The organism is Brumimicrobium aurantiacum, from assembly GCF_003402975.1.
GTDB classification, from domain to species: Bacteria; Bacteroidota; Bacteroidia; order Flavobacteriales_D; family Crocinitomicaceae; genus Brumimicrobium; species Brumimicrobium aurantiacum.
In genome coordinates this window covers 442,890-464,386 of sequence record NZ_QURB01000002.1, presented here as the reverse complement: position 1 = coordinate 464,386, position 21,497 = coordinate 442,890, and the positions used below count along the sequence as shown (strand labels likewise).

16 protein-coding genes are annotated in these 21,497 nt (G+C 32.4%); 1 reads left to right on the top strand and 15 read right to left on the bottom strand.

Annotated features, from left to right (window positions below; genetic code table 11):
* Positions 1 to 118: 118 nt before the first annotated feature.
* The 7 genes from DXU93_RS05280 to DXU93_RS05250 all read right to left on the bottom strand — a co-directional run bounded on the left by DXU93_RS05280 (position 119) and on the right by DXU93_RS05250 (position 6,644).
* Positions 119 to 736, bottom strand: coding sequence for a TIGR04282 family arsenosugar biosynthesis glycosyltransferase (locus DXU93_RS05280; RefSeq protein WP_116880214.1), 618 nt, complete (start codon positions 734 to 736; stop codon positions 119 to 121).
* A 58-nt stretch (positions 737 to 794) separates the two neighbouring features.
* Positions 795 to 1,859, bottom strand: coding sequence for an arsenosugar biosynthesis radical SAM (seleno)protein ArsS (gene arsS / locus DXU93_RS05275; RefSeq protein ID WP_116880213.1), 1,065 nt, complete (start codon positions 1,857 to 1,859; stop codon positions 795 to 797).
* Between the two features lie 271 nt (positions 1,860 to 2,130).
* Entirely contained in the window at positions 2,131 to 3,711 is a 1,581-nt protein-coding gene (locus tag DXU93_RS05270; protein ID WP_116880212.1) for a hypothetical protein, read from the bottom strand.
* Positions 3,712 to 3,767: 56 nt separating this feature from the next.
* Positions 3,768 to 4,349, bottom strand: coding sequence for a CAP domain-containing protein (locus DXU93_RS05265; protein ID WP_116880211.1), 582 nt, complete (start codon positions 4,347 to 4,349; stop codon positions 3,768 to 3,770).
* Between the two features lie 7 nt (positions 4,350 to 4,356).
* The gene (locus DXU93_RS05260; RefSeq protein ID WP_116880210.1) at positions 4,357 to 5,604 is read right to left on the bottom strand and encodes a Kelch repeat-containing protein; all 1,248 of its coding nucleotides are present in this window, start codon (positions 5,602 to 5,604) and stop codon (positions 4,357 to 4,359) included.
* Between the two features lie 58 nt (positions 5,605 to 5,662).
* Positions 5,663 to 6,079: a hypothetical protein gene (locus DXU93_RS05255; RefSeq protein ID WP_123776054.1), complete on the bottom strand. Its 417-nt coding sequence runs from the start codon at positions 6,077 to 6,079 to the stop codon at positions 5,663 to 5,665.
* An 82-nt stretch (positions 6,080 to 6,161) separates the two neighbouring features.
* A complete protein-coding gene (locus DXU93_RS05250) occupies positions 6,162 to 6,644 on the bottom strand; it encodes a hypothetical protein (protein ID WP_116880208.1) in 483 nt (160 codons plus the stop codon).
* A gap of 644 nt (positions 6,645 to 7,288) precedes the next feature.
* Here DXU93_RS05250 and DXU93_RS05240 point away from each other — a divergent pair.
* Positions 7,289 to 9,175, top strand: coding sequence for a B12-binding domain-containing radical SAM protein (locus tag DXU93_RS05240; RefSeq protein WP_116880206.1), 1,887 nt, complete (start codon positions 7,289 to 7,291; stop codon positions 9,173 to 9,175).
* Between the two features lie 12 nt (positions 9,176 to 9,187).
* On the opposite strand, the gene DXU93_RS05235 is transcribed toward DXU93_RS05240, so the two are convergent.
* From DXU93_RS05235 to DXU93_RS05195, 8 genes are all read right to left on the bottom strand, one after another.
* On the bottom strand, positions 9,188 to 9,547 hold the full coding sequence (locus tag DXU93_RS05235; RefSeq protein WP_116880205.1) for a TraR/DksA family transcriptional regulator: 360 nt from the start codon (positions 9,545 to 9,547) through the stop codon (positions 9,188 to 9,190).
* A 720-nt stretch (positions 9,548 to 10,267) separates the two neighbouring features.
* Positions 10,268 to 10,690, bottom strand: coding sequence for a hypothetical protein (locus tag DXU93_RS05225; protein WP_123776053.1), 423 nt, complete (start codon positions 10,688 to 10,690; stop codon positions 10,268 to 10,270).
* A 10-nt stretch (positions 10,691 to 10,700) separates the two neighbouring features.
* Entirely contained in the window at positions 10,701 to 11,069 is a 369-nt protein-coding gene (locus DXU93_RS05220; RefSeq protein WP_116880202.1) for a hypothetical protein, read from the bottom strand.
* A gap of 23 nt (positions 11,070 to 11,092) precedes the next feature.
* Positions 11,093 to 11,971 carry a KilA-N domain-containing protein gene (locus DXU93_RS05215; protein ID WP_116880201.1) on the bottom strand — a complete coding sequence of 293 codons (879 nt, stop codon included), beginning with the start codon at positions 11,969 to 11,971 and terminating at the stop codon, positions 11,093 to 11,095.
* A 113-nt stretch (positions 11,972 to 12,084) separates the two neighbouring features.
* The gene (locus tag DXU93_RS05210) at positions 12,085 to 12,996 is read right to left on the bottom strand and encodes a T9SS type A sorting domain-containing protein (RefSeq protein WP_116880200.1); all 912 of its coding nucleotides are present in this window, start codon (positions 12,994 to 12,996) and stop codon (positions 12,085 to 12,087) included.
* Positions 12,997 to 13,160: 164 nt separating this feature from the next.
* On the bottom strand, positions 13,161 to 14,945 hold the full coding sequence (locus DXU93_RS05205; protein WP_116880199.1) for a hypothetical protein: 1,785 nt from the start codon (positions 14,943 to 14,945) through the stop codon (positions 13,161 to 13,163).
* A 13-nt stretch (positions 14,946 to 14,958) separates the two neighbouring features.
* Positions 14,959 to 18,486, bottom strand: coding sequence for a toxin-antitoxin system YwqK family antitoxin (locus DXU93_RS05200; RefSeq protein ID WP_116880198.1), 3,528 nt, complete (start codon positions 18,484 to 18,486; stop codon positions 14,959 to 14,961).
* 554 nt (positions 18,487 to 19,040) lie between these two features.
* Positions 19,041 to 21,494: an alpha-ketoacid dehydrogenase subunit alpha/beta gene (locus DXU93_RS05195; protein ID WP_116880197.1), complete on the bottom strand. Its 2,454-nt coding sequence runs from the start codon at positions 21,492 to 21,494 to the stop codon at positions 19,041 to 19,043.
* Positions 21,495 to 21,497: the final 3 nt, after the last annotated feature.

Here is a 21,497-nt window from a genome sequence, read left to right as displayed (position 1 = left end):
TGGAATATGCCTTGCTAACACGCTTCCATTTTAAAAACGATATGTTTCATGTAGAAAAAAACTAAAAAGGAAATACAAGGTTTATTTCTAGTGATTGGGTTGTACTCAATTTAAACTATTATTCTTGTTTAACTTTCCATTGAATATACCCTTTACGGTTTAAATCTTCTTCAAAATCAATATCTGATTTAGCTTCAAGTAGGGCAATACTCAATTGATTTTGCTTGGCAATAGATATTGTTGAAGGGCAAACATTTTCGGTACTCCATTCAATGTCTTGGAATAGAGCAGGAGTGGCTTTTTTCATTCCGATGAGGTAGTATCCACCATCTAAAGCGGGTCCAACAACAACGTCATTGGATGCTAACTCATCATAAGCTTTTTGAATGGTGTTTTCGTCAATTTCAGCACAATCTGAACCAATGACAACAGCTTTATGATAACCCAAATGAAAAACAGCTTCTAAAGCTGTGTTCATTCGGTTACCTAAATCGCCATTACTTTGAAGATTAAATAAAGTTTGATTACTTTCCCAGCGCGTTTTATCTTTTAATTCTGCTGTACTATAAATGAATTTATCAGCATTTACTTTCTTCGAAAAATCAGCTGTATAATCGAGTAACTGTATATAAACTTCTAATGCTTTTTCATCCCCAATTGTTTTTGCTAAGCGCGTTTTACATTGACCTAAAACAGGGTCTTTGGTCATTATTATTAAGGCATTTTTAGTATTCATAAAGCAAGAAATATGATTATATTAAAAGTTTAGATAATATTGTTTAAAGTGTTGTTATTTATGTGGTTGTCCCTTGGCAGCTTGATCCCGCCCCTGCAGTACATCCATAACAATGTTGACCAATGGTGATTTTTCTTTTTAACAACTCATCTTCATCAAAATCCTTAACATGCTGGCGTTTTCCTTGTACTTTTAATTGTAGCATTTGGTTGAAATCACAATCGTATAAATATCCTTCCCAATCTACAGAAATAGTGTCTTTACACATTACATTTTCTGCAGCTGCAGGATTATATGCGTTGATCAAAGTTTCCATGTAGCTTTCATATTTATTCGCTGCTAAAAGGAAATCTAGGTATCTTGATATTGGTAAATTGGTAATCGTATACAAGGAATTAAACTCAATATTCCAATCATCGCGCAATTGCTTTTTATAATCCTTTTCTAGGGCAGATTGTTCGGGTGGTAAACTTGCACCTCCAGGATTAAATACTAAATGTAAATCTAGTCCAGAACCTTCTATTCCATAGCCAATTTCATTTAATTTCAATAAAGCCTCAATGGAACGGTTAAATACACCATCACCACGTTGTTTATCCACATTTTCTTTCGTGTAGCACGGCATTGAAGCAATAACCTCAACATTGTGTTTTTTGAAAAAATCTGGATAGGTTTTATAGTGTTTATTCGAAACAAGAATCGTTAAATTACTTCTTACAATTGCCTTTACATTTCGTTTGGTTAATTCTTCCACTAACCATAAAAAGTGAGGATTCATTTCTGGTGCACCTCCGGTTAAATCTACTGTTTTAACATTCGCAGTATCGATGATTTTAAGTACATCTTCTAATGTCTCTTTGGTCATGATTTCTTTTCGATCTGGACCAGCATCAACGTGACAATGCTCGCAGGTAAGATCACACATATATCCTAAATTTAATTGAAGAATATCAATTGTTCTAGGTTTAAGGGGGAATTGATTATGTTCTTTAAGTTTTTCGCCAAATCGGGGACCAATAAGTTGTTCTCTTTCTAAAAGAAAAATTTGATTTTTTGCTTCAGATAAATAACTTTTTCTTCGTTTAAGTGATTTTAGTTTCTTCTTCTTTTTGGTTTCGATCATACGTTTGTAATATAATTTTAATATTTAAACTTGTTGCAGTCTATTGAACATAAAAATAACAATATTGTTCAGAAACAATAAGAAAATGTTGTAAAGCAAATTATATTTCAAAATTGATTCCCCAAAATATTTTAGGAATACAGCTGATTATATCAAGTTGATTTTAATAGAGTTTATTGATATACTATTCTAATTATATGTAATCATTTGTGAAAAGATATCAATAAATACCTCATTTTAAAATAGAAATGTAATTCTGTTATACTATTATTTAAACCTCTTTATTATCAGCTGATTGTTTCTTCAAATTCTCTTTTTTGATTTTCTCTAAACAATTCGAAGGTGTCATTTTCGTTAATTTTTTAAATACAAATGTGAAATTACTATGTGAGGTAAATCCAGATAATTCCGCGATATGGGAAAGTTTGTAGTTAATTGCTTTTGGATCGTTTTTCCACAAATCGATGACGTAATTTATTTTTAATTCGTTGACATAACTAGTAAAGTCTTTATTTTTATTCTTTCTAATTACTTGAGATACATAACGTGTATTACTGTTCAATTTGGATGTAGTTGCGGATAGGGAAACATCCCTAGATAAAAAGAATTTATTCTCTTCAAGAATCTTTAAGTTTTTGAGAATTCTTAATTCTGTTTCTTTAGGAATTGTAAATCCATGAGATTTTACTTCTTCGTTTTTTAATTGTGGAGTAGGAGTAGGTTCTACTTTGACCTCTTTATCATCTTTCTTAAGATTCGATTTTAATTGTAAACGCTTATTTTTAATATAAAAAACCGATATTAAAAGTAAAATAACTAAAATTGAAATAATTAAAATATAAACCTTGTTTTTTGAAGACCAAGACTCTTCTTCCTTCCTTAACTTTTCGAGTATACTTTCTGTAATGACTTTATTTTGTTCTATTTCTAGCGTGGTTATACTGTCAATCTTATTTTGAAAACGAAGCGCATTAGGATAGTCTTTTATTTTGCTAAAATATTGATGAAGTCTATCATAAGTTTTTTTAATGAATTTCATATTCTCTGAAGTCTTCGAATATTCCAAAGCCTTATTTAAATGAGATATCGATTTATCATAATTGTTTTGCTCTAAAGCAATCTTTCCAATATGTCCATTTAATAGACTTAGAATCGCATCATCATTAGTTTCATTATAGGTTTTTAGAGTGTCAACATATGCTTGGGCTTTTTGGTAATTTTCTAGTTGAATATTCACATCTATAAATGACTCATAAATTGTACTCAGTGAATACGATTTAATATATGAACTATCGTATTCATCCAACATTTTTTCGGAAAGATGCAATTGTTTTAATGCATTTTCATAGTTCCCCTTCTCAATTTCTAAAAAGGCTTTATCATGAAGAATAATACTTTGCCTTAAAGCAAACATTTCATCATCCTTTAGCATAGCATTTGCTTGTTCTGCCTTAAGTAAATAACGTTCTGCTTCACTGTGTAGGTTAACACTTTGATATAATGATGAAATGTAACCAGCAGCTTTAGTAGCAAGATCAAAATGATTTTTTTGTTGGGCCTTCTTTTCAGCTTTGGTTGCTAGATATACAGCTTCATCAATTTTTCCCATGTTTTCATTAACATAGGCTTTCAATAATAAACTTCTAATTTGTTGTGAAGGTTTTTTGCTGACCTTATAGAGAGAATCAGATAAACTTAATGCATTGTCAAGATTGTGAGTAAGTGAAGTTGAAGCAATATGAAAGTATACACTATCAAATTCCGCTTCAGTTATGTTATCTTTTGAAAAAGTATAATTTGAAATGATTACTTGGAGTAGAAGAATTGAAATTAGACGGTAACTATTGATCATAGGTATTTATTTAAAGCGCAAAAATAATGATTTTATACACTTTTTGAAGCGCTAAATTATTCTGCTGAATTATAAACCCAGTAATATTTATACTCACTCTCAGGAATATAGACCAGACCTATTCCAGCAACTCTGCTATTGGGTGCAAGCATATTTTTATAATGTCCATCACTTTCTACCCATAAATTAAACATATCTTCTACGTTTTTAGAACCGAATGCAATGTTCTCATTAATTAAAGTTGTTGCATCGTAAAATTGAGAAATTCTTTCAAATGTAGAATTTGCAAATTTACGCTTTCCGTCTTTACCTCTGTCATAACCTGTATGACTAATGTAATTTTGTGTAGCCATGTCATAGGCATGATATCTGCAAGCAGCAGAAAGTGCAGTATCAATTTTCAGTGGTTTTAAACCAAAACGTTTTCGTTCTGCATTGATTAAATTCATCATCGCCTGCTCTTCTTCTTTAAATTCTTGTGGAATATCTTCTTCTCCTGTTGGTAAGCCGAAATAAAGTGTATCAGCAATAACATCCGATTCAAAGTAAATTGGTACCTGACTATGTAAAGTAGTAGCAAAAAGCAATAGATTACTTATGGTTATTATCAAAATTATTTTTAAACCTGGAACTTTCATTTTCTTCTTATTTCTTTATGAATTTTATAGTTTGATGTATGTTTTCATTTTGAATTGAAACGAAAAAAACTCCTTTTGAATAATGTGAAATATCAAGTAAGGTCAGTGCACTATTCATTTTTACCTTTGTGACAAGTTTCCCAATTGAATTAGTAATAGTTATTTCATTATTTGAGACTAAGTTGAAATTATTACAAGCTAAAATAAGTGTTTCATTTGCTGGATTAGGATAGATGGATAAATTGAGAGATAGCTCTTTTTTATCCAAGCTTAAGGGCTGAACACATTTCCATGATTCTTTTAATCTGACGTCCTGGTCGTTTATTCCAGTAGTGTAATAAAGATTGTCACCATTATTAAAAGCCATTCCACCTTTTCGAACATTTCCAGGAATTTCCACTAACTCATGCCAAGTGGAGTCACTTAAATCAAATCGCCATAAATCCTTATGATAAACATCCATATCATCTATTCCAGCAATGACAAACAATTGATTTGAAATTAAATTTAAGGAAGAATGCATTCTTCCAGTTTCAGGAAAGGTACTTTTCAAAGTCCAAGAATCCGAAATAGGGTCATACGCGTAAAGTTTATTGTTTAAATTATTGCTTTCGTTCTGACCAAAAATCAAATATCCATAATTCTCCGATGATGTTCCTGATGCACGATATAGTCCACCAAAAGGGAAGTCGTTTTTTTGTTCCCATGTATCATCATTGATATTATACGCCCAAACTTCATCAATTGCATTTTCTATTTCTGTATTTCCACCCACAATATATGCAACCCCATTAATTACGAATGAGACGGAACCTCGCCTTCCTTCTGCAGGTAATGGAGTCATTTCTGTCCAACTGTCTTGCGATGAATTATATTTCCATAAATCATTCAAATGATCACCATCTTTAATTCCACCAAATACAAATCCTTTTGTTGAAGAGGCGAAAGCTGAAGCGTACTGGCGTTCTTCTCCAATAGGTAATGAGGAAACAGTAGACCATTGATCTGTGTTCATATCCAAAACATGAAAATCTTTCGTTTCAACCCAACCTGTTTTATATCCGGTACCACAATAGGCTTTGTCACCAATAACAAAAGAAACCCCATCATCACGTTCTGTAGCTGGAAAATCGTCAAGCTGTTGCCATGATTGCGCATTCAATAGAAATGAAAAATTGAAGGATAGATAAAGAAGCAACAACTGAGCAACTTGAACGGAATTGATAAAAGTAGTTTTATGAATAGGTGTTTTCATTTCATTGTGGATTGAATACACAATGTTCAACGTAAAAGATGTATAAATGTTGTGGAATTTAAGGAATTGAAATTATTTCTCTTTCTTCTGTCTCTAATGACCAATACACTTTCCACATTCGTCCATTAATTTGATCTAAAAGAATGAAAGTATAATTATTTGGAGTTGATTTTAAAACAAAACGATCATTGATTTGGTTCGATTTTTCTACAAGCGGAAGGGTATTGATATTGTTTTCATAACTTAAGTTATTCTTTTCATCAATGACCAATTGAGTAAGCATTCCGTTGGCAGTGTTTAGTTTTAGATAAACCCATTTGCCCATTTCATTAGAGGTATGATAAAGTTTATATGTAGAATTTGTAAGCTGTTCGAGCTTCTTAAATTCTAATTTTTCTTCGTTAATTGGTTCCTGACCATGAATTAAACCTGTTGAAAAAAGTAAAGAGAACATTAGTGTAAATAGTTGTTTCATCTTAAGTGATTTTAACTTTAGTGTATTTAAAGTTAAGAAAACAAATCAAATAAGGGTGAAATAGTTTAGTCGATCTTTAATTTCACTCTAAACTTTCCAATTCTACAATACGTTGATTATAATCAAATTGTAAATCCTCGTGTAATGCACCAATTTTCTTTTGGATAGATTCTATTTGACGTTCGTAGATATTAGTTAATGTTGTGTTATTAAAAATAGAAGGTTTAAGTTGAAGTAATTTCTCACAAAAATATAGGAGAAGCTCAACTTCAGTCGTTTTATTTTTTGAAAATCGAATGTATTGTCTAATTTGCTTTAAGATTTTACGGATAGTTTTTTTCATGTAAAAATAACTGTAGGTATTCATCTCATCAAAAAGTTCGTCAACGGTTTCCTGAACTGCTGAGATATATCCTTGTTCATCATCGGCTTGAAACAATAAATAGGTGAGCATAGCCTTGTTTTCCTTTTTGAATTTTCCCAAACGCAAACATAACTCAATTAATTCCTCCTTAGGAAGGTGCTTTAGCTCTTTTTTTATAGTAACAATAGATTCAATTTTCATACAGTAAAATTACGAATAACGATCCGAAAGATTTCGAATAACGAATTATGAATTTTCCTTCTAATTTAACAATTTTCAAATGAGAAGTAAAATAAATTTTTAGCAATACGATTTGAAGTAATGACATGTCGCCACCCTGTGGCTTGTTGTGCTTTAAGAATAAGCTTTTTAGTAACATCCCACCACGCTGTGGCGGTGATATAAAAGATTTTTTCAAAACTTTAACTTACAATTAATAAATCCTTTGTTTAAAGTTTTGCTTTTGTACCTTAAACTTCATTGTCAGTTCAACAAGCCCACGGAGTGGGTGAAACATTAATAAAAAAAACGTTTACCGTTTTTTGATAAGCCGCAGAGCGGTGACACAATCACAAAAGAGATGAGAAGCAATTATGCGCATAAAAAACATGTCGCCACGCTGTGGCTTTTTGTGCTTTAAGAATAAGCTTTTTAGTAATATCTCACCACGCTGTGGCGGAGATTAAGAAGCCATCTTCAAAACTTCAACTTACAATTCAGGGCTTGCATTTTAACGACCCTTTTTATTTACAACGTGGAGAAAGCTATTACCAATCAGCCTTATTGTGGATTGAAATAGACTAAGCTTTCTCCAAGAAATAAAAAGAGAACCCTATATTTGCACCATGCAGTCAAAACTTCTTTTAGTCACTCCTCCGTTTACTCAGTTAAACACCGCTTATCCAGCAACAGCCTATTTGAAAGGTTTCTTGGAAGAGAAAGGAGTTTCTGTGGAACATTTTGATTTGAGTATCGAATTATTCACTGAAATTTTCAAAGGTGAATTTTTGAACGAATTGTTTAAAGAAGCAGAAGAACTGGGGAATTTCAATTTTCCTGAAGTTTGGAAACGAAAACAGAAATATATTGATTGTGTAGAGACGGTTATCGCGTTTCTTCAAAAAAATGACCTTGAATCTGCTCATGTTATTCTTCAAGCGGACTTTTTACCTAAAGGACACCGACTATCAAAGGTGAATAATGCTATAGCATGGAAAGCTGGTGATATCGGAATTATTGATAAAGCGAAGCACCATGGAACTTTATTTATTGAAGAAATAGGAGATTTTATACAAGCCAATGTCGATGAGTTTTTTGCCTTTACAAAATATGCAGAACAAATCGCAACCGCTTCGTGTAGTTTTAATCAATTGGATGAGTTTCTGCATTACCAGCCAACACTCATTGAAGATCGTATGTTGGATTTAATGGAAGAGAAGTATAATCAAGAACAACCAACTTTGGTTTGTTTTACGATTCCTTTTCCTGGAAACTTATTCGCTGCCTTGCGTTGTGCTCAATACCTTAAACAAATTGCTCCTAAAACTAAAATTGCTTTGGGAGGAGGGTATTGTAACACAGAGTTGCGCTCACTTGAGGATCCACGTATTTTTGAATGGGTAGATTTTATCACATTAGACGATGGCGAAGGTCCTTTATTGAACTTATCCAAATTTACGCAAGGTGAAATAGGAGTAGAGGATCTAGAAAGAACGTACATCCTTGAAAAAGGACGTGTGGTTTATAAAAATAAGTTCCCGAATACCATTTTTCATCACAAAGATTTACCCGCACCAAATTACCAAGGATTACCTTACGATAAATATGTCTCTTTCCTTGATATCGTAAATCCAATGCACCGCATGTGGACAGATGACCGCTGGAATAAATTGACCATTTCACATGGTTGTTATTGGAAGCAGTGTACTTTCTGTGATGTTAATTTGGATTATATCGCTACTTATCAAAACACAACGGCGTATGCTTTGGTTGATAAAATTGAACGAATTATTGCTGATACCGGCATTACCGGATTTCACTTTGTGGATGAAGCTGCACCACCAAAAATGTGTAGGTCATTAGCTTTGAAATTACTTGAACGCAATGTCAAAATAACCTGGTGGACGAATATTCGTTTTGAGAAAACCTTTACAGCCGAATTGTGTGAACTAATGGCAAAGTCTGGCTGTATCGCGGTAACTGGAGGTTTAGAAGTCGCTTCAGACCGTTTGTTGTCGAAAATGAAAAAAGGAGTAGATATCGCACAAGTTACGCGTGTTACCAACAACTTTTCTCAATTCAATATAATGGTGCATGCCTATTTAATGTATGGCTTTCCTACTGAAAACGAACAAGAAACAATCGATTCTCTTGAAGTCGTTAAACAATTGTTTCAGAAGAATTGTATTCAGTCGGCCTATTGGCACCAATTTACAACCACAGTGCACAGTCCGGTAGGAAAAAATCCAGACGAATTTGGAATCAAAATAATCGGACCAACTTTCGAAGGTTTTGCCCAAAATGATTTATATCACGAAGATCCGCTTGGCGCTGATCACCGAAAATACACCGAGGGACTCAATAAAGCCCTTCATGCCTTTATGAATAATGTTGGTTATGATAAAGATATGCAACATTGGTTCGATTTTCCAGTTCCTAAAACGACACATCCAAAGGACATGATTGAAGGTTTTTTGAAAGAAGGAATGAAGAAGACGGTTGCGGTTGGTTAAGCTAGAAAGTAATTAATTTTGAGCTATATCATATCTCGCAGTAGGCTTGGCTTTTAATCGCTCTTCTCTGATTAATTCTCCTGTTCTTTCGCAAACACCATAGGTTTTATTTTCAATTCTTAATAATGCCGATTGTAACTCTTTCAACCTTTGTTGTAATCGATTCATTATTTCTTTGTTCTTAGCTTGTTGTTGGAAGTGTCTACTACTTTGATTAAAATCTACATTGGAATTGGCCCGCTTTTCCTTTTGTGTTTCTTGATCCTCTTCAAATTTTTTGAGCTCTTTTTCAACAATTGATATTTCTTTATCAATGATTGATTTAAAGTCTTTAAGTTTTTCTGGACTGTATTGTTTTTGTTCGTTTAACATATTTATTTTTTTAGTTAAGATTTGAAAAGCAGAATTTATCAGATTGAGTGTTTCCAATCTTTAATCGTATTGTTTGAAAATGAATTGCTTGTTTATAATATAAGAAATAAATGAAGTTTTGTCAAATGAATTATAATTCTTTATGATTCTGAATAATAAAGCTGTCTAATTTAGGAAGTGGATTTAGTTTTGTAATAAATATGACAGAACCAACTGGAGTTCTATTATTGATATTCTTTTATTATTTATACCCGAATTAATTGTGAATTGCCATGAAAAAAAGCGTAAAATGCTACCTATTACCAATCAATTCACTTTTCCCTCTTGTTGTTTTAGAGGTTTAATTACGTTTAAATTGAACCTCTTTAAGTAATTACTCTCTGATTTTAACTGCTTTATAAATACTCCGTTAACTAATAAAAGTTCTCATAGATTAATATTTTTTCCCTTAATAGAAACCCTACAATAAGAAACAAAATCATCACGATAATTGAAGAAATGTAATGTTTTTTAAATGTCAGAAATAGCGCAGGAATCAGAGCGCCTAATGTAAAACAGGTGAGGTTTATATCAGATCCATACATGTAAATTGAAACGTATTTTGGTAAAAGTGGAGAATCGAGATTTTGGATATGATCTTTGATTCTGAAAATCATTAAAACGGCATTTATTAGGATGGCTGAGATAATTAGGATGTTTAATATCTTCCAAATTTTATTGCTAATCTTCATTTTGAGTGAATCTAGATTGGTTTGGAATATCTTCTTGATTGACATTTCTTTTTAGTTTAATGAGCATTCCAGAAATGATTGCTGCAATAGAAAAAGGAATAAATATGTCTAAAGGTAATTTTTTTACTAGAATAAAGAGCGTAAGGAAAATTCCTAAAATAGTTACTCCAATAATTACAATTCTTGCTATTTCAACTTCTACTATTTTTAATTTAAGATAGTGAAATAGAATTAGGATTATTAAAAATACTGGAATTGAAATCGTTCCAATAACAGTAATATATATCAACAACATTTCAAAAACACCAAAATAGCTGGTTATTTCACTTAAACCAATTTCATATCCAAGAGAAATCATAGAGCCCAACACTACTGTCGCTGCATAATGTTTGAATAAATATGACCATCTCATAATTTTAAAATTAAGATATATTTTCAATTTCTTTGCTTTTCAATTTAAATATCATGCCTGAAATAATTGCTGCAAGTGAGTAACTTAAAGTTATCTCCAAAGTAATATTTTGCACTATTACTAACTCCGATAAAACCACTCCTGAAATTGTGGATAAAATGAGAATAGCTTTTACCTTTTTTGTTTCTACTGCTATCTTATCTAGATATTGGAAAATAAAGGCCAAAAGCGTGAAAGTAGGGAAGGAAAATAGGGTAACGTAAAATACACCGAACATAAGCCAGAAAATATGAATATCGTTAAACAGAACTAAAGAGCATAAAATTGTTCCCAAAACCACTGTGGTAAACCAATGTTTGAAAAAATAAGACCATCTCATAATTTATTCAATTTAAAAAAAATCTATTTATTAAATTTATTTTGAGCATCCAAAAAGGTTGAGTCCGATTGTTTTTTGATTGATTTTATTATGTCTAGTTTATCGATTATCCTTAACTGATGAATAGCAATCCTTTTCAAGTTCTCAAACCTATTTTCTTTGCTTATTTCATTTCTAATTAATTCGGAATTTATAGATTCAAGATTAGAAAGAACCGCTAATTCATTTATACTCGCAAAATCTCTCATGTTCTGACCATTTAAAGAAAGACTCGGATTAGCCTCTTTCCATTGCTTGGCTGTGCAACCAAATAAAGCGACATTTAATAAGTCTGCTTCTTCAGCATATTCAATCCATAAATTATCAAATTTTTGAGTTGATTTAGGGATTATATGATTTTTAACTGCATCAGTATGAATTTGATAATTTACTTTACTAAGAACTCTTTTCACATCCCACTCTAAATTATATTGATTAGATTCTATTTTCTTTAACCTTTGAAATTCTTTTATTAGTAAAAGTTTAAACATCGGACTAATCCAAGCACCAAATTCAAAAGCAATATCTTTATGAGCATAAGTGCCACCGTATCTTCCACTTTTAGATATAATCCCTATTGCATCAGTGTTGTCTACCCATTTTTTTGGTGTTAAATTAAATGAGTTTAATCCTGCTTCTTTTTTAAAGGTGTCGAATTCGACACCTTTAAAACTTGGATTATTTAATTGTTCCCAGATGCCCAAATACTCTACAGTATTTCTATTTCTCATCCAATTTCTAATATGATCATTTCCTTCTTCTCCACGCACCATATCAGTTAAACAAATATAATCATCATCATTATGAGATGTGATTGCAATGATCTTTTGTTCAACTTCAATTTGTTTCTTTTTTCCAGTCATAAAATTGTTGATTTAGAGAGGGTTATTTAAATTTGTTCCTTTATCATTAATTAAAATACGAAGAAATTGATAAAATCCATAAATAATTTTGGCTTAGGCTTTTGATTCGTTTTTCATTCCCCAACCAATACCTTCTTCACAACTTTCCCAGAACCAACATCAAAATGTAAAAAGTAAACCCCATTCTCAAAACCAGAAACATCAATTGTAACCTTTTCATCAAAAGATTCCATCGTTTTTACTAACTTCCCATTCACATCAAAAAACTCGATTTCTCCATTAATATTTTGTGTACTCTCAATCGTCAATATCGAACTTACCGGATTCGGATAAATGCTAAAATCTAAAGCTTCTTGATTTTTAATTCCTAAAGTGATATTAACATAACAATCAGAATAGGATGGATGCTGAAAGAAGTCTTGATTGTTTGAGAAAGAACAAGTCAGTAACAATGAATCAGGAACTTCTTCACTAAATTTAGTTGGTGTATTTGGAAAAAGTGGTCCATGAACACTCCCAATTCCTTCAATCCAAACTTCACTTAAGTGATCAAAAGCTGTGGGACCATTTGGTTCAGTAAAAATGAATTTTCTATAACTTTCTCCGTTCAACAGAACGGTTTCTATTTCATATACGTGAATCCATGAAGTGAAGTAGTCAAAATCATAAAATACACTATCTCCAATTGCTAAATCAAAATTATAAAGCGTATCAATAGGGTTTGTTCCGTTTTTGTACAATATCAAATCATTATCAACTCTTGTTAATCCCTCAAAAACAAGGTTGTTTTGAAAGGAAGAATCACTTGTAGAATATATTTTAGACCAAACTTCGCTATTTATCGTGCTGTCTCCTTGTATTCCAAAAACTGTTGTTGTAGTTGCTACAAAACTCGGATGTTCCTGGGTGGCTGCAGTGAATGATTTTGCTACGTGCCATTTTGAATCTTGATTCGAAAAGTGATGCGTGATTTGACTAAATAGGAGTGTAGGGAGTAGAAATGAGAGAAGTAAAATCGATTTCATTTTCGTGAGTTTTTTGTGTAGGTTAAATTTAGGGAATAAAATTGGAATTGAAAAACTCCTGTGCTACCTAATGGAATTCTAAATAAAATGCTGCCGCGAGATTTTATCTCATGGTCGTTTTATTTAGAATTATTTTTATTACAGCGTACTATTTATTTATCGTTTTAATGATTATAAAACTCCAAACGATATATGTATTCCCTATAATTCACATTACTATATGATCTTTGTTCCTCTTTAATAATCAAAGGTTGAGTAGGGGAATCAGAATATTCATAATTTACATTCAAACCATTTGAACGATCGTGTGTAGACCTTAATTCAAGAATTCTATTTTGATCATCATAGCTAAATTGATGATGATGTCTGTCATAATCCAAAAAGCTTTCTACCGCCTGATTATTTTCATTGGTTAAGATGTCCATTGGTGAACCTCTTTCTAAACGAACTCCAACAACATCTTTATTTTCATTCAGCAATAAACAATAAGAGTTCGTGCAATATTTATTTTCCTTTAAATACCTGAAATGTTGATATCCACTAGGCTTAAACTCATCTGTAAGGTGAATCTTCACTTGATAGCGGTAGTTGCCATTGTAGATAAAATGTTCTTGATTTATACTTACATTTAAATCTTCATCATATCGACTGTCATTGTCAATGTAGACTTTTTCAATATAATTTAGCTTTTTACCGTTATAATAGTGAAAATCTATATTCGATTCTCGACTCGTTTTTTCAACCTTGATTAATTGAGCGTTTTCATTGTATGTGAAACGTTCTTCTCTAAATAATTTATCATTCCCGTCTCTTGTTTCAACAGCTGTAACCAAACCTTGTTTGTTGAAGAAAAACTTTTTGGTTGATTGTCTTGTTTGTGTTGTATCTCTATGGTAAATGTTGTCAATAGACAGGGTATAAATCGATTTCTTAGGATCTAAATATTCTAACATATCAAGTTCTTTAGGAGCAGTGCTAAAACGAATCAAATTGAAATTCTCATCATTGTTTAGTTGTTCTATTTGATTCGGTGTCGGTGCTTTCAATGGATTACTGAAGGCCGGTTCAATTATTGGAAAGTCCTTTAATAATTGCTGAACATCATTGCCTTTAAGGAAAACACGAACAGGATAATTAAAAAAGAGCTTTGACGAATTTGAGTATTGAGGGAATTCAACAATAACTCCTGCCAAATACGGATAAATAATGGCTTCTGAAAAGAAGATTTTTGATGCGAAACTTGAATTGTGGTCTAGGTTCATTTTTTCATCATTATCTAACTCATCTAACGCAAGTTTTTGGGTTTGTAAGAGGTATAATTTCTTGAATCGATTCAAGCATAAATCCTTTAGCTTATTTTGTTGTTCTTGCGTTAATTGCTCGTTAAATGGAGTAACTGTACCTTTTTTGAAATTTGCAAAATAATATTGTGTAATCACTGCTTCATCGTCACCATAATAGCTGTTCTTGTTGATCACAAAATTGAATTTCATGGCGTAAACAGCACAATTGTTTAAAACACTTACTAAATCTATATCAATAGAGGTGAAGTTAGGCTGCATCGTAGAATAGGAGTCTCTTCCGTTGATTCTTTTCCATTCTTGAATGCGATTGCGAAAGTCTATGGCTTTAGATTGAATTTTAAAAAAAGAAATCTCATTTTTCACTTGATTCACAGCGATATCAAATATTTTATCCTCTACTTTAGCCCAATCTTCAGGTTTTTCTTCATTTCTGGATTGTACGATTTCTAGCTGACTCGGAGAGTAGGCAGCTTTAATTTCAGCTTTGAGTACCAAATTGTGAATTTCGTATTTCTTATTTTGATAAATGTCGGTAAACTGTGCTTTTACTGAAATGGTAAAAGAGAACAAAAGAATAAAAAGGAAGGCGTGTTTCATGTTGAATTTATTTTTCAATGGATGAACTAAATATTTTGGATTTTTCATGATTTATTATGCTTTATTTTTCTGTAAAAAATTCGATGTATAAAGCATCGTTCTCTTGCTCAATTTTAACTCTGTAAAATCCTTTTTGCTCTAAAAATCGTTGTATTTCATCAATTTTAACTGGCGTATTACTGCTCTTTAAAATGAATACATTTTCTTCTTTTAGATTTCCTTCAACTTTGATTTTACCAGCAACATAATTCGCACCTGCGACGATTCTTTCAGCACTTGCGTGAATTTTTGTTTTCTGTAGATTTTCCATTTGAAATTCAAGATCGGCTACAGTGATTTCAAATCCGTAAAACTGTTTAGCCTCATTGGGAAAGAGTGGAAGCCCATAAGTATTTAAACTTGGACGATTGTAGTTTAATGCTGCTTTTTTAATTTCAATCTGCAGTATTGAGTTGATTATGCCAGGAGGATAACAAACTGTTTCAGCTTCATTAAAAGTGATGGATTGAATGTCATTTTCATTAAAACGAATTCTTTTTGTATCAAAATTCACAGTGTAAGCATTTCCATTACTTTGCATTAAAGGGTTATTATTTAGTCCAATGGCGATGTTTTTTGCGTAAAGCGTCGAATTCATCGTACGTTCATTGTTGAATTGGTAGCTAAATTCACCTCTCATGTTGCTGATGTAACCGGTCGTTCTACATGGATTTAAGTTAAATTTTAGATAATTCTGTGCTGGATAATGAAAAGAGAAATCTCTAAACATTAAAAGTTTAAAACTGGTGTAACCACCCGAACGGTTATTGTCCGTTTGTAACCCAAGGTAGAATATATGATCATAATTTAAGCTGTCGATCGGAACAATTTTCTTTGGGAAATACTTGACAACATTTTCGTATTCTTCAAAGTGGGAAAGCATTCCGGCATAACCAATGGAACCAGTTTGCAGGCTAGTATCGTAACATCTACAAAAATCATCTTCTCCTAAATTTTCTTCAATGACAATTTTTCCATTTTTAAAATTACTGATTTCAGCTTTACCATTTTCGTCGTAATTGATCCACTTTCCATCTCTTTTCTTTTCTTTGAAACTACCGATGGTCCAAAGTTCTCCGTTGGCTCTGAATCGTTTGTAAACGCCATGTGCCACCTTATCTTTCATTTCATGTAGCGTGTTCAATTGTCCGTTTTCATAATAGGTGCGAACTTCACCACGACCAGTTGTAATGTTGTTTTTACGAATGGTTTTTAATTGGTTTCCTGCGTAAAATTGACGTTCTATTTGAATAGAATCTGCTCGTGTATCGAAATATCTGTAATTTGAGGTATCACCTTCTTTTCGCATGTATAAATAGGCTTCTTCTTTCGGTTTTCTCCAATTGTGGATTGTTCCATCTTCAAAATATTCTGCATAGTAAATCTCATTTCCGTTTTTGTCGGTTTCTTTAATTTCCTTTACAATGCCATCTTTGATGTAGCGGATATTTTTCTTGATTTTATGATTTTCATGATAACTAGAACGATTCAAGTTTATTCCATCAATTGTTTTTTCGAACCAATTTCCAATAGGTTTTCCATTTGAATATTCTTGTCTGTAAATGGTGTCTTTGGTGATCGGACTATAGACGGTCCAAATGCCATCTGGTAAACTGTCTTTAAATGAAACTTTGAAAAATGGAGTTCCATCAGCAAACTTCCATTGGTGTGTTTTATTGGTGAATCCTTCAGTAACAAGGTTCTCATTGTTCCAGTCTGGATTTTGACTTTCTGCAATGGCTTGGGCAATGTTTTCTAATTCTTGATTCCTAACATTTTGTCCAGTATTGGTATAAACTTGGATGATTTTACCCTCTGTTGTAAAGTTCGCCAATGCAGGATTAAATCCATTAGCATTAAAATGAACTCGTCTTAATTGACCATTACTGAAATTATCGAAACCAAGATAAGGTCTAGAGTAATTGATCCAATGAACAGATTTTAGCTTTTTGTTCTTGTTAATCATAAACCTCAAGGAGTTGGCTAACAAGATTTCGGTAGGCTGACCATTTTCAAAGGCCAAGTTTATACTTTTTTCATCTTTTCCTTGTGCATAAAAAATATTGGTAAGCTTTCCATTTTCGTCATATTTTCTATTCCAAGCTACATGCATGTTTGAACTAGAGTAGGGTGCTTTTTGATAATTTAAATCTTCCTTTAACTGACCGTTTTCATAATAAGATTGATAAGGCCCTTTTAGTTCATTATCGACAAAAGTCATTTTTCGTTCAATATTTCCATTGGCATAATAAGTGGTTGTAATTCCATGTTCTTTCCCACTTTTCCAATGTTTAACATAGCTTAGATTCCCATTATTCCATGCCTTTTCGGTTCCAGTTTTTTGAGAAATCTGTTTTCCGTTAACCGTTACAATTTCATAATTTGCTTCATAGCTTTTGTTTCCTTCTTGATCAAATCGTTGTTCTAAACCTGCTTTTAAATTGTCTTTGTAAATTGTACGTTGTGTTAATGTTCCATTATGGTAAGAGTAATTTTCAAAGACCCCATTTTTCATGTAATTATCCCAGTGTTCAACACGGTCTTTTGTGATTTGCATTGAACCATCTGGCATTTTACGTTCTTTGTAATGTATAATTTCTCCATCATAAACATTGTTATAGACTTGATCATCAACCTTAATTGTACGGTAATATATTCCCTTACTTTTGACTTTACCATTGGCAAAATAATTGACAAATGCACCATGACGTAAATTATTCTTGTATTCATTGACGGAACTTAAAGTAGTACTGTTTTGGTGATACTCTTTACAAGTTCCATGTTTTTGTCCTTCTAAGAATTCGTTTTCTGTTTTTAAGAAATCTTTATAATAATAACGACAAGTTCCGTCTAATACAGCTTTTTTTTGTGGAATATGTACGATTTCTTTATGTCTAACTTCACCGTATTTTTCTTGGTGTCGCTGCTTTATTTGGATGTAGTTTGGATTATCTATGATTTTATAGTTTTCATCTTTTCTAAGCCTTCCATTACCATCGTAGGAAAGTCTTCTGCCAACATTGATTCCATTCTCAAGTTGACCTTCCTCTTTTAATGTTCCATTGTAATTGAAAATACGATATTTACCGTTTTTTAATCCCTCAGCGTATTCATATTCTTCTTGAATTTCAGTTCCGTTACGGTAAATGGTAGTTTTACCATCGAGCAAAGACGTGTCTTGCTTTGGAAATGATTTATAATGTTCAATTTTAGTCAATAATTGATTGTACTGTTGGTAGTATTTTACAGCTCCATCGAGAAATCCATTTTTATATTCTGCAATTGCTTTTGCTTGACCACTTTTATAGAAGATTTTTCGTTCCCCATGTTTTTTTCCTTTTCGTAAGGAAACGATTTCAATCGTATCCTTTTCTTGATCACGAATGATTAAATCTTTTGTGTCAAAAAGATGCCCAATGAAGTTTTGATTTTCAAGTGTATCTGTAGCATGATATTGTCTGAAAATTGGCAATTCTTCAGGTTGTGCATTAAGCGAAGAATTAATCAAGAAAATCTGAAGAAAAAGTAAAGGAATATGTTGGAGTTTCATTGCTATTTTGTTGTTATAAGTGTACTGTACAAACGATAATGTTTAAGGTTCATTAATGAGTAATAAAAATTCAAATATTTTTTTTAGTACCTCATTTTTGAATCTGGAAAAGTAGAGAAATTAATTAAATAATGCGTTTAATGTGTATAAATTAATTGTCTTGAAAACATAATATTAGGAGGGAAGGGCCTCTAAATAAAATAACTCAAAATTTAAAGCCGTTAAAACGGCTAAAGTTTGTACAAATTTCATTGAATGCGGGATGAATCCCGCATCAATGGAATCGAATAGTTATCTATGATTTATGAAATTCTAAAAACAGATAGAAATATATAAAGAATAAATATCTGATAAATAATTAATATTATTTTTTAACGTACTATTGGTGAGGAATTCATCCCTCACTAATAGAAACGAAATTCTATCCAAAAGTGGTTTCAACCACTTAATTATTCAGAATATAATCATGAGTCATTTCATTTTTTTTTATCAAAATTCAAGCACAAAAAAAAGAGCGTTCCTTTCGAAACGCTCTTTTCTATTTTAACTATTTATTAATCCAAAAAAGAAGGAAACTCTTTTGGATCTGCCTCATTCATCAATTTATATGCTGCTGCATAAATGTCATCAATATTTGGCTTAGAGAAGTAATCTCCATCCGTTCCGTAAGCCGGACGATGGTCATTTGCACTTACTGTAACAGGTTCACTGTCTAATAAGTAATATGCTTTTTGCTTCACTAATATTTGATCTAAAATATATGCAGATGCTCCACTTGAAACGTCTTCATCAACAATCATCAAACGACTTGTTTTTTCTAATGACTTAGAAATGGTATGATCTAAATCAAAAGGTAATAAGGTCTGAACGTCAATTAATTCAACGCTAATTCCAGATTTTTCCAATTCTTTTACAGCACCTTCAGCAATGTTGAAAGTTGAACCATAACTTACTAATGTTAAATCAGTACCTTCTTTTACCACATCAACTTTTCCAAGCTCAACCTTAAATTCACCAAGGTTCGTTGGAACTGGTTCCTTAACACGGTAACCATTTAATGGCTCAATTACCAAAGCTGGTTCATCTGCTTCAATCAATGTGTTGTACATTCCTGCGGCTTGAGTCATGTTTCTTGGTACACAAACATTCACACCTCGAGCAGCATTAATGATCATTCCCATTGGACTACCAGAGTGCCAGATTCCTTCTAAACGGTGACCACGTGTACGAATAATAACAGGTGCTTTTTGTCCACCTTTTGTACGGTATTGCAATGTTGCTAAATCATCAGAAATAACTTGAATTGCATACAATAGGTAATCTAAATATTGAATCTCAGCGATTGGACGCAAACCTCTCATGGCCATACCTATTCCTTGACCTAGGATCGTGTTTTCACGAATACCAGTGTCAGAAACACGTAATTCACCAAATTTCTCTTGCATTCCTTCCATTGATTGGTTTACACCACCAATTTTTCCTGTATCCTCACCGAAAGTGATGATTTCTGGATGCTTTTCAAACAATTTCATGAAGTTATCACGAAGGATGATTCTTCCATCATCCACTTTTTCATCGTCTCCATAAGTTGGAGCAACACCTTCAATGTTTGTTACAGCATATTTTGAAGAAGAGTGTAGATGTGATCCATAACGCTCCTTATTTTCTTTTAATTTCCCTTTGTACCAGTTAATCAGTTGTGCTCTTGCATCACCTTTTTCGCCACGTACTAAACGTAAAACTTTGTTTACAGTATTGAAAACATCTCTTCGAATTGGTTCATACTCCTTTTCTAAAGATTCGATTTCTTTATTGATGAATGTTCCGTTAGCACTTTCAGAAGCTACGTTTTTCATCAATTGAATTGCTGTATTGAAATCTGCACCGACACCATTTCTGAAATCAGCCCAAGCTGCTTTCTTTTGAGCCATTACAGATTTTTTAGCCGCCTTCTGAATAGTATCTAACTCTTCTTCATTGGCAATCGTTTCGCCGTTTTCTCCCTTAAAGTTAACGATGAACTCTTTGAATTTCGCTAAAGCATCAAATTCTTTTTCCCATTTCAAACGCTCATCAGATTTATATCTTTCATGAGATCCTGAAGTTGAGTGACCTTGTGGCTGATTTACCTCTTCAACGTGAACCAAAACTGGAATATGTTCTTCACGCGCTAAACGAACTGCTTTTTCGTAAGTTGCGCATAAGTGTGGATAATCCCAACCTTTAGTGTTGAAAATCTCAAAACCAGGTTTTTCTTCTGTACGTTTAAATCCAGATAATGCCTCAGAAATATTTTCTTTTATGGTTTGAAATTTCTTTGAAACTGAAATTCCATATCCATCATCCCAAACAGACATTACCATTGGTACTTGAAGTACACCAGCAGCGTTCATTGCTTCCCAGAACTGACCTTCAGATGTACTTGCATCTCCGATTGTTCCAAAAGCAACTTCGTTACCTCCGTTTGAAAATGATTTGAATTTTTCTATGTTTTTTAACTCATCATGGTTTCTATAAACCTTTGATGCCTGTGCTAATCCTAATAATCTAGACATTTGACCAGCAGTAGGAGAGATGTCTGCAGAACTATTTTTTTGTTCCATCAAATTCTTCCATTCACCGTTTTCGTCAATGTTACGTGTAGAATAATGTCCTCCCATTTGTCTACCTGCTGAAGCTGGTTCTAAATTAACATCTGTTTCAGCATATAGGGCAGCAAAATATTGTTGAACATTCAGTTGATCGATTGCCATCATTATGGTTTGATCACGGTAATAACCTGATCTAAAATCACCATCTTTAAACTGTTTAGCTAAAGCTATTTGAGCGACTTCTTTACCATCACCAAAAATTCCAAATTTTGCTTTCCCAGTCAAGACTTCACGTCTTCCAAGCAAAGATGCTTCACGAGAAATACAAGCCAATTCATAATCAGCAATTACTTCTTTTTTGAAGTCTTCGAAATCTATTTTATTGGGTTCCTCTTTAAGGACTGTGTTTTTTGACATAAG

What these genes read in the sequence shown, in the direction of transcription:
- DXU93_RS05280 (WP_116880214.1), bottom strand. Translation starts at nt 736, where the DNA reads ATGAATACTAAAAATGCCTTAATAATAATGACCAAAGACCCTGTTTTA.
- arsS (WP_116880213.1), bottom strand. Translation starts at nt 1,859, where the DNA reads ATGATCGAAACCAAAAAGAAGAAGAAACTAAAATCACTTAAACGAAGA.
- DXU93_RS05270 (WP_116880212.1), bottom strand. Translation starts at nt 3,711, where the DNA reads ATGATCAATAGTTACCGTCTAATTTCAATTCTTCTACTCCAAGTAATC.
- DXU93_RS05265 (WP_116880211.1), bottom strand. Translation starts at nt 4,349, where the DNA reads ATGAAAGTTCCAGGTTTAAAAATAATTTTGATAATAACCATAAGTAAT.
- DXU93_RS05260 (WP_116880210.1), bottom strand. Translation starts at nt 5,604, where the DNA reads ATGAAAACACCTATTCATAAAACTACTTTTATCAATTCCGTTCAAGTT.
- DXU93_RS05255 (WP_123776054.1), bottom strand. Translation starts at nt 6,079, where the DNA reads ATGAAACAACTATTTACACTAATGTTCTCTTTACTTTTTTCAACAGGT.
- DXU93_RS05250 (WP_116880208.1), bottom strand. Translation starts at nt 6,644, where the DNA reads ATGAAAATTGAATCTATTGTTACTATAAAAAAAGAGCTAAAGCACCTT.
- DXU93_RS05240 (WP_116880206.1), top strand. Translation starts at nt 7,289, where the DNA reads ATGCAGTCAAAACTTCTTTTAGTCACTCCTCCGTTTACTCAGTTAAAC.
- DXU93_RS05235 (WP_116880205.1), bottom strand. Translation starts at nt 9,547, where the DNA reads ATGTTAAACGAACAAAAACAATACAGTCCAGAAAAACTTAAAGACTTT.
- DXU93_RS05225 (WP_123776053.1), bottom strand. Translation starts at nt 10,690, where the DNA reads ATGAGATGGTCATATTTATTCAAACATTATGCAGCGACAGTAGTGTTG.
- DXU93_RS05220 (WP_116880202.1), bottom strand. Translation starts at nt 11,069, where the DNA reads ATGAGATGGTCTTATTTTTTCAAACATTGGTTTACCACAGTGGTTTTG.
- DXU93_RS05215 (WP_116880201.1), bottom strand. Translation starts at nt 11,971, where the DNA reads ATGACTGGAAAAAAGAAACAAATTGAAGTTGAACAAAAGATCATTGCA.
- DXU93_RS05210 (WP_116880200.1), bottom strand. Translation starts at nt 12,996, where the DNA reads ATGAAATCGATTTTACTTCTCTCATTTCTACTCCCTACACTCCTATTT.
- DXU93_RS05205 (WP_116880199.1), bottom strand. Translation starts at nt 14,945, where the DNA reads ATGAAAAATCCAAAATATTTAGTTCATCCATTGAAAAATAAATTCAAC.
- DXU93_RS05200 (WP_116880198.1), bottom strand. Translation starts at nt 18,486, where the DNA reads ATGAAACTCCAACATATTCCTTTACTTTTTCTTCAGATTTTCTTGATT.
- DXU93_RS05195 (WP_116880197.1), bottom strand. Translation starts at nt 21,494, where the DNA reads ATGTCAAAAAACACAGTCCTTAAAGAGGAACCCAATAAAATAGATTTC.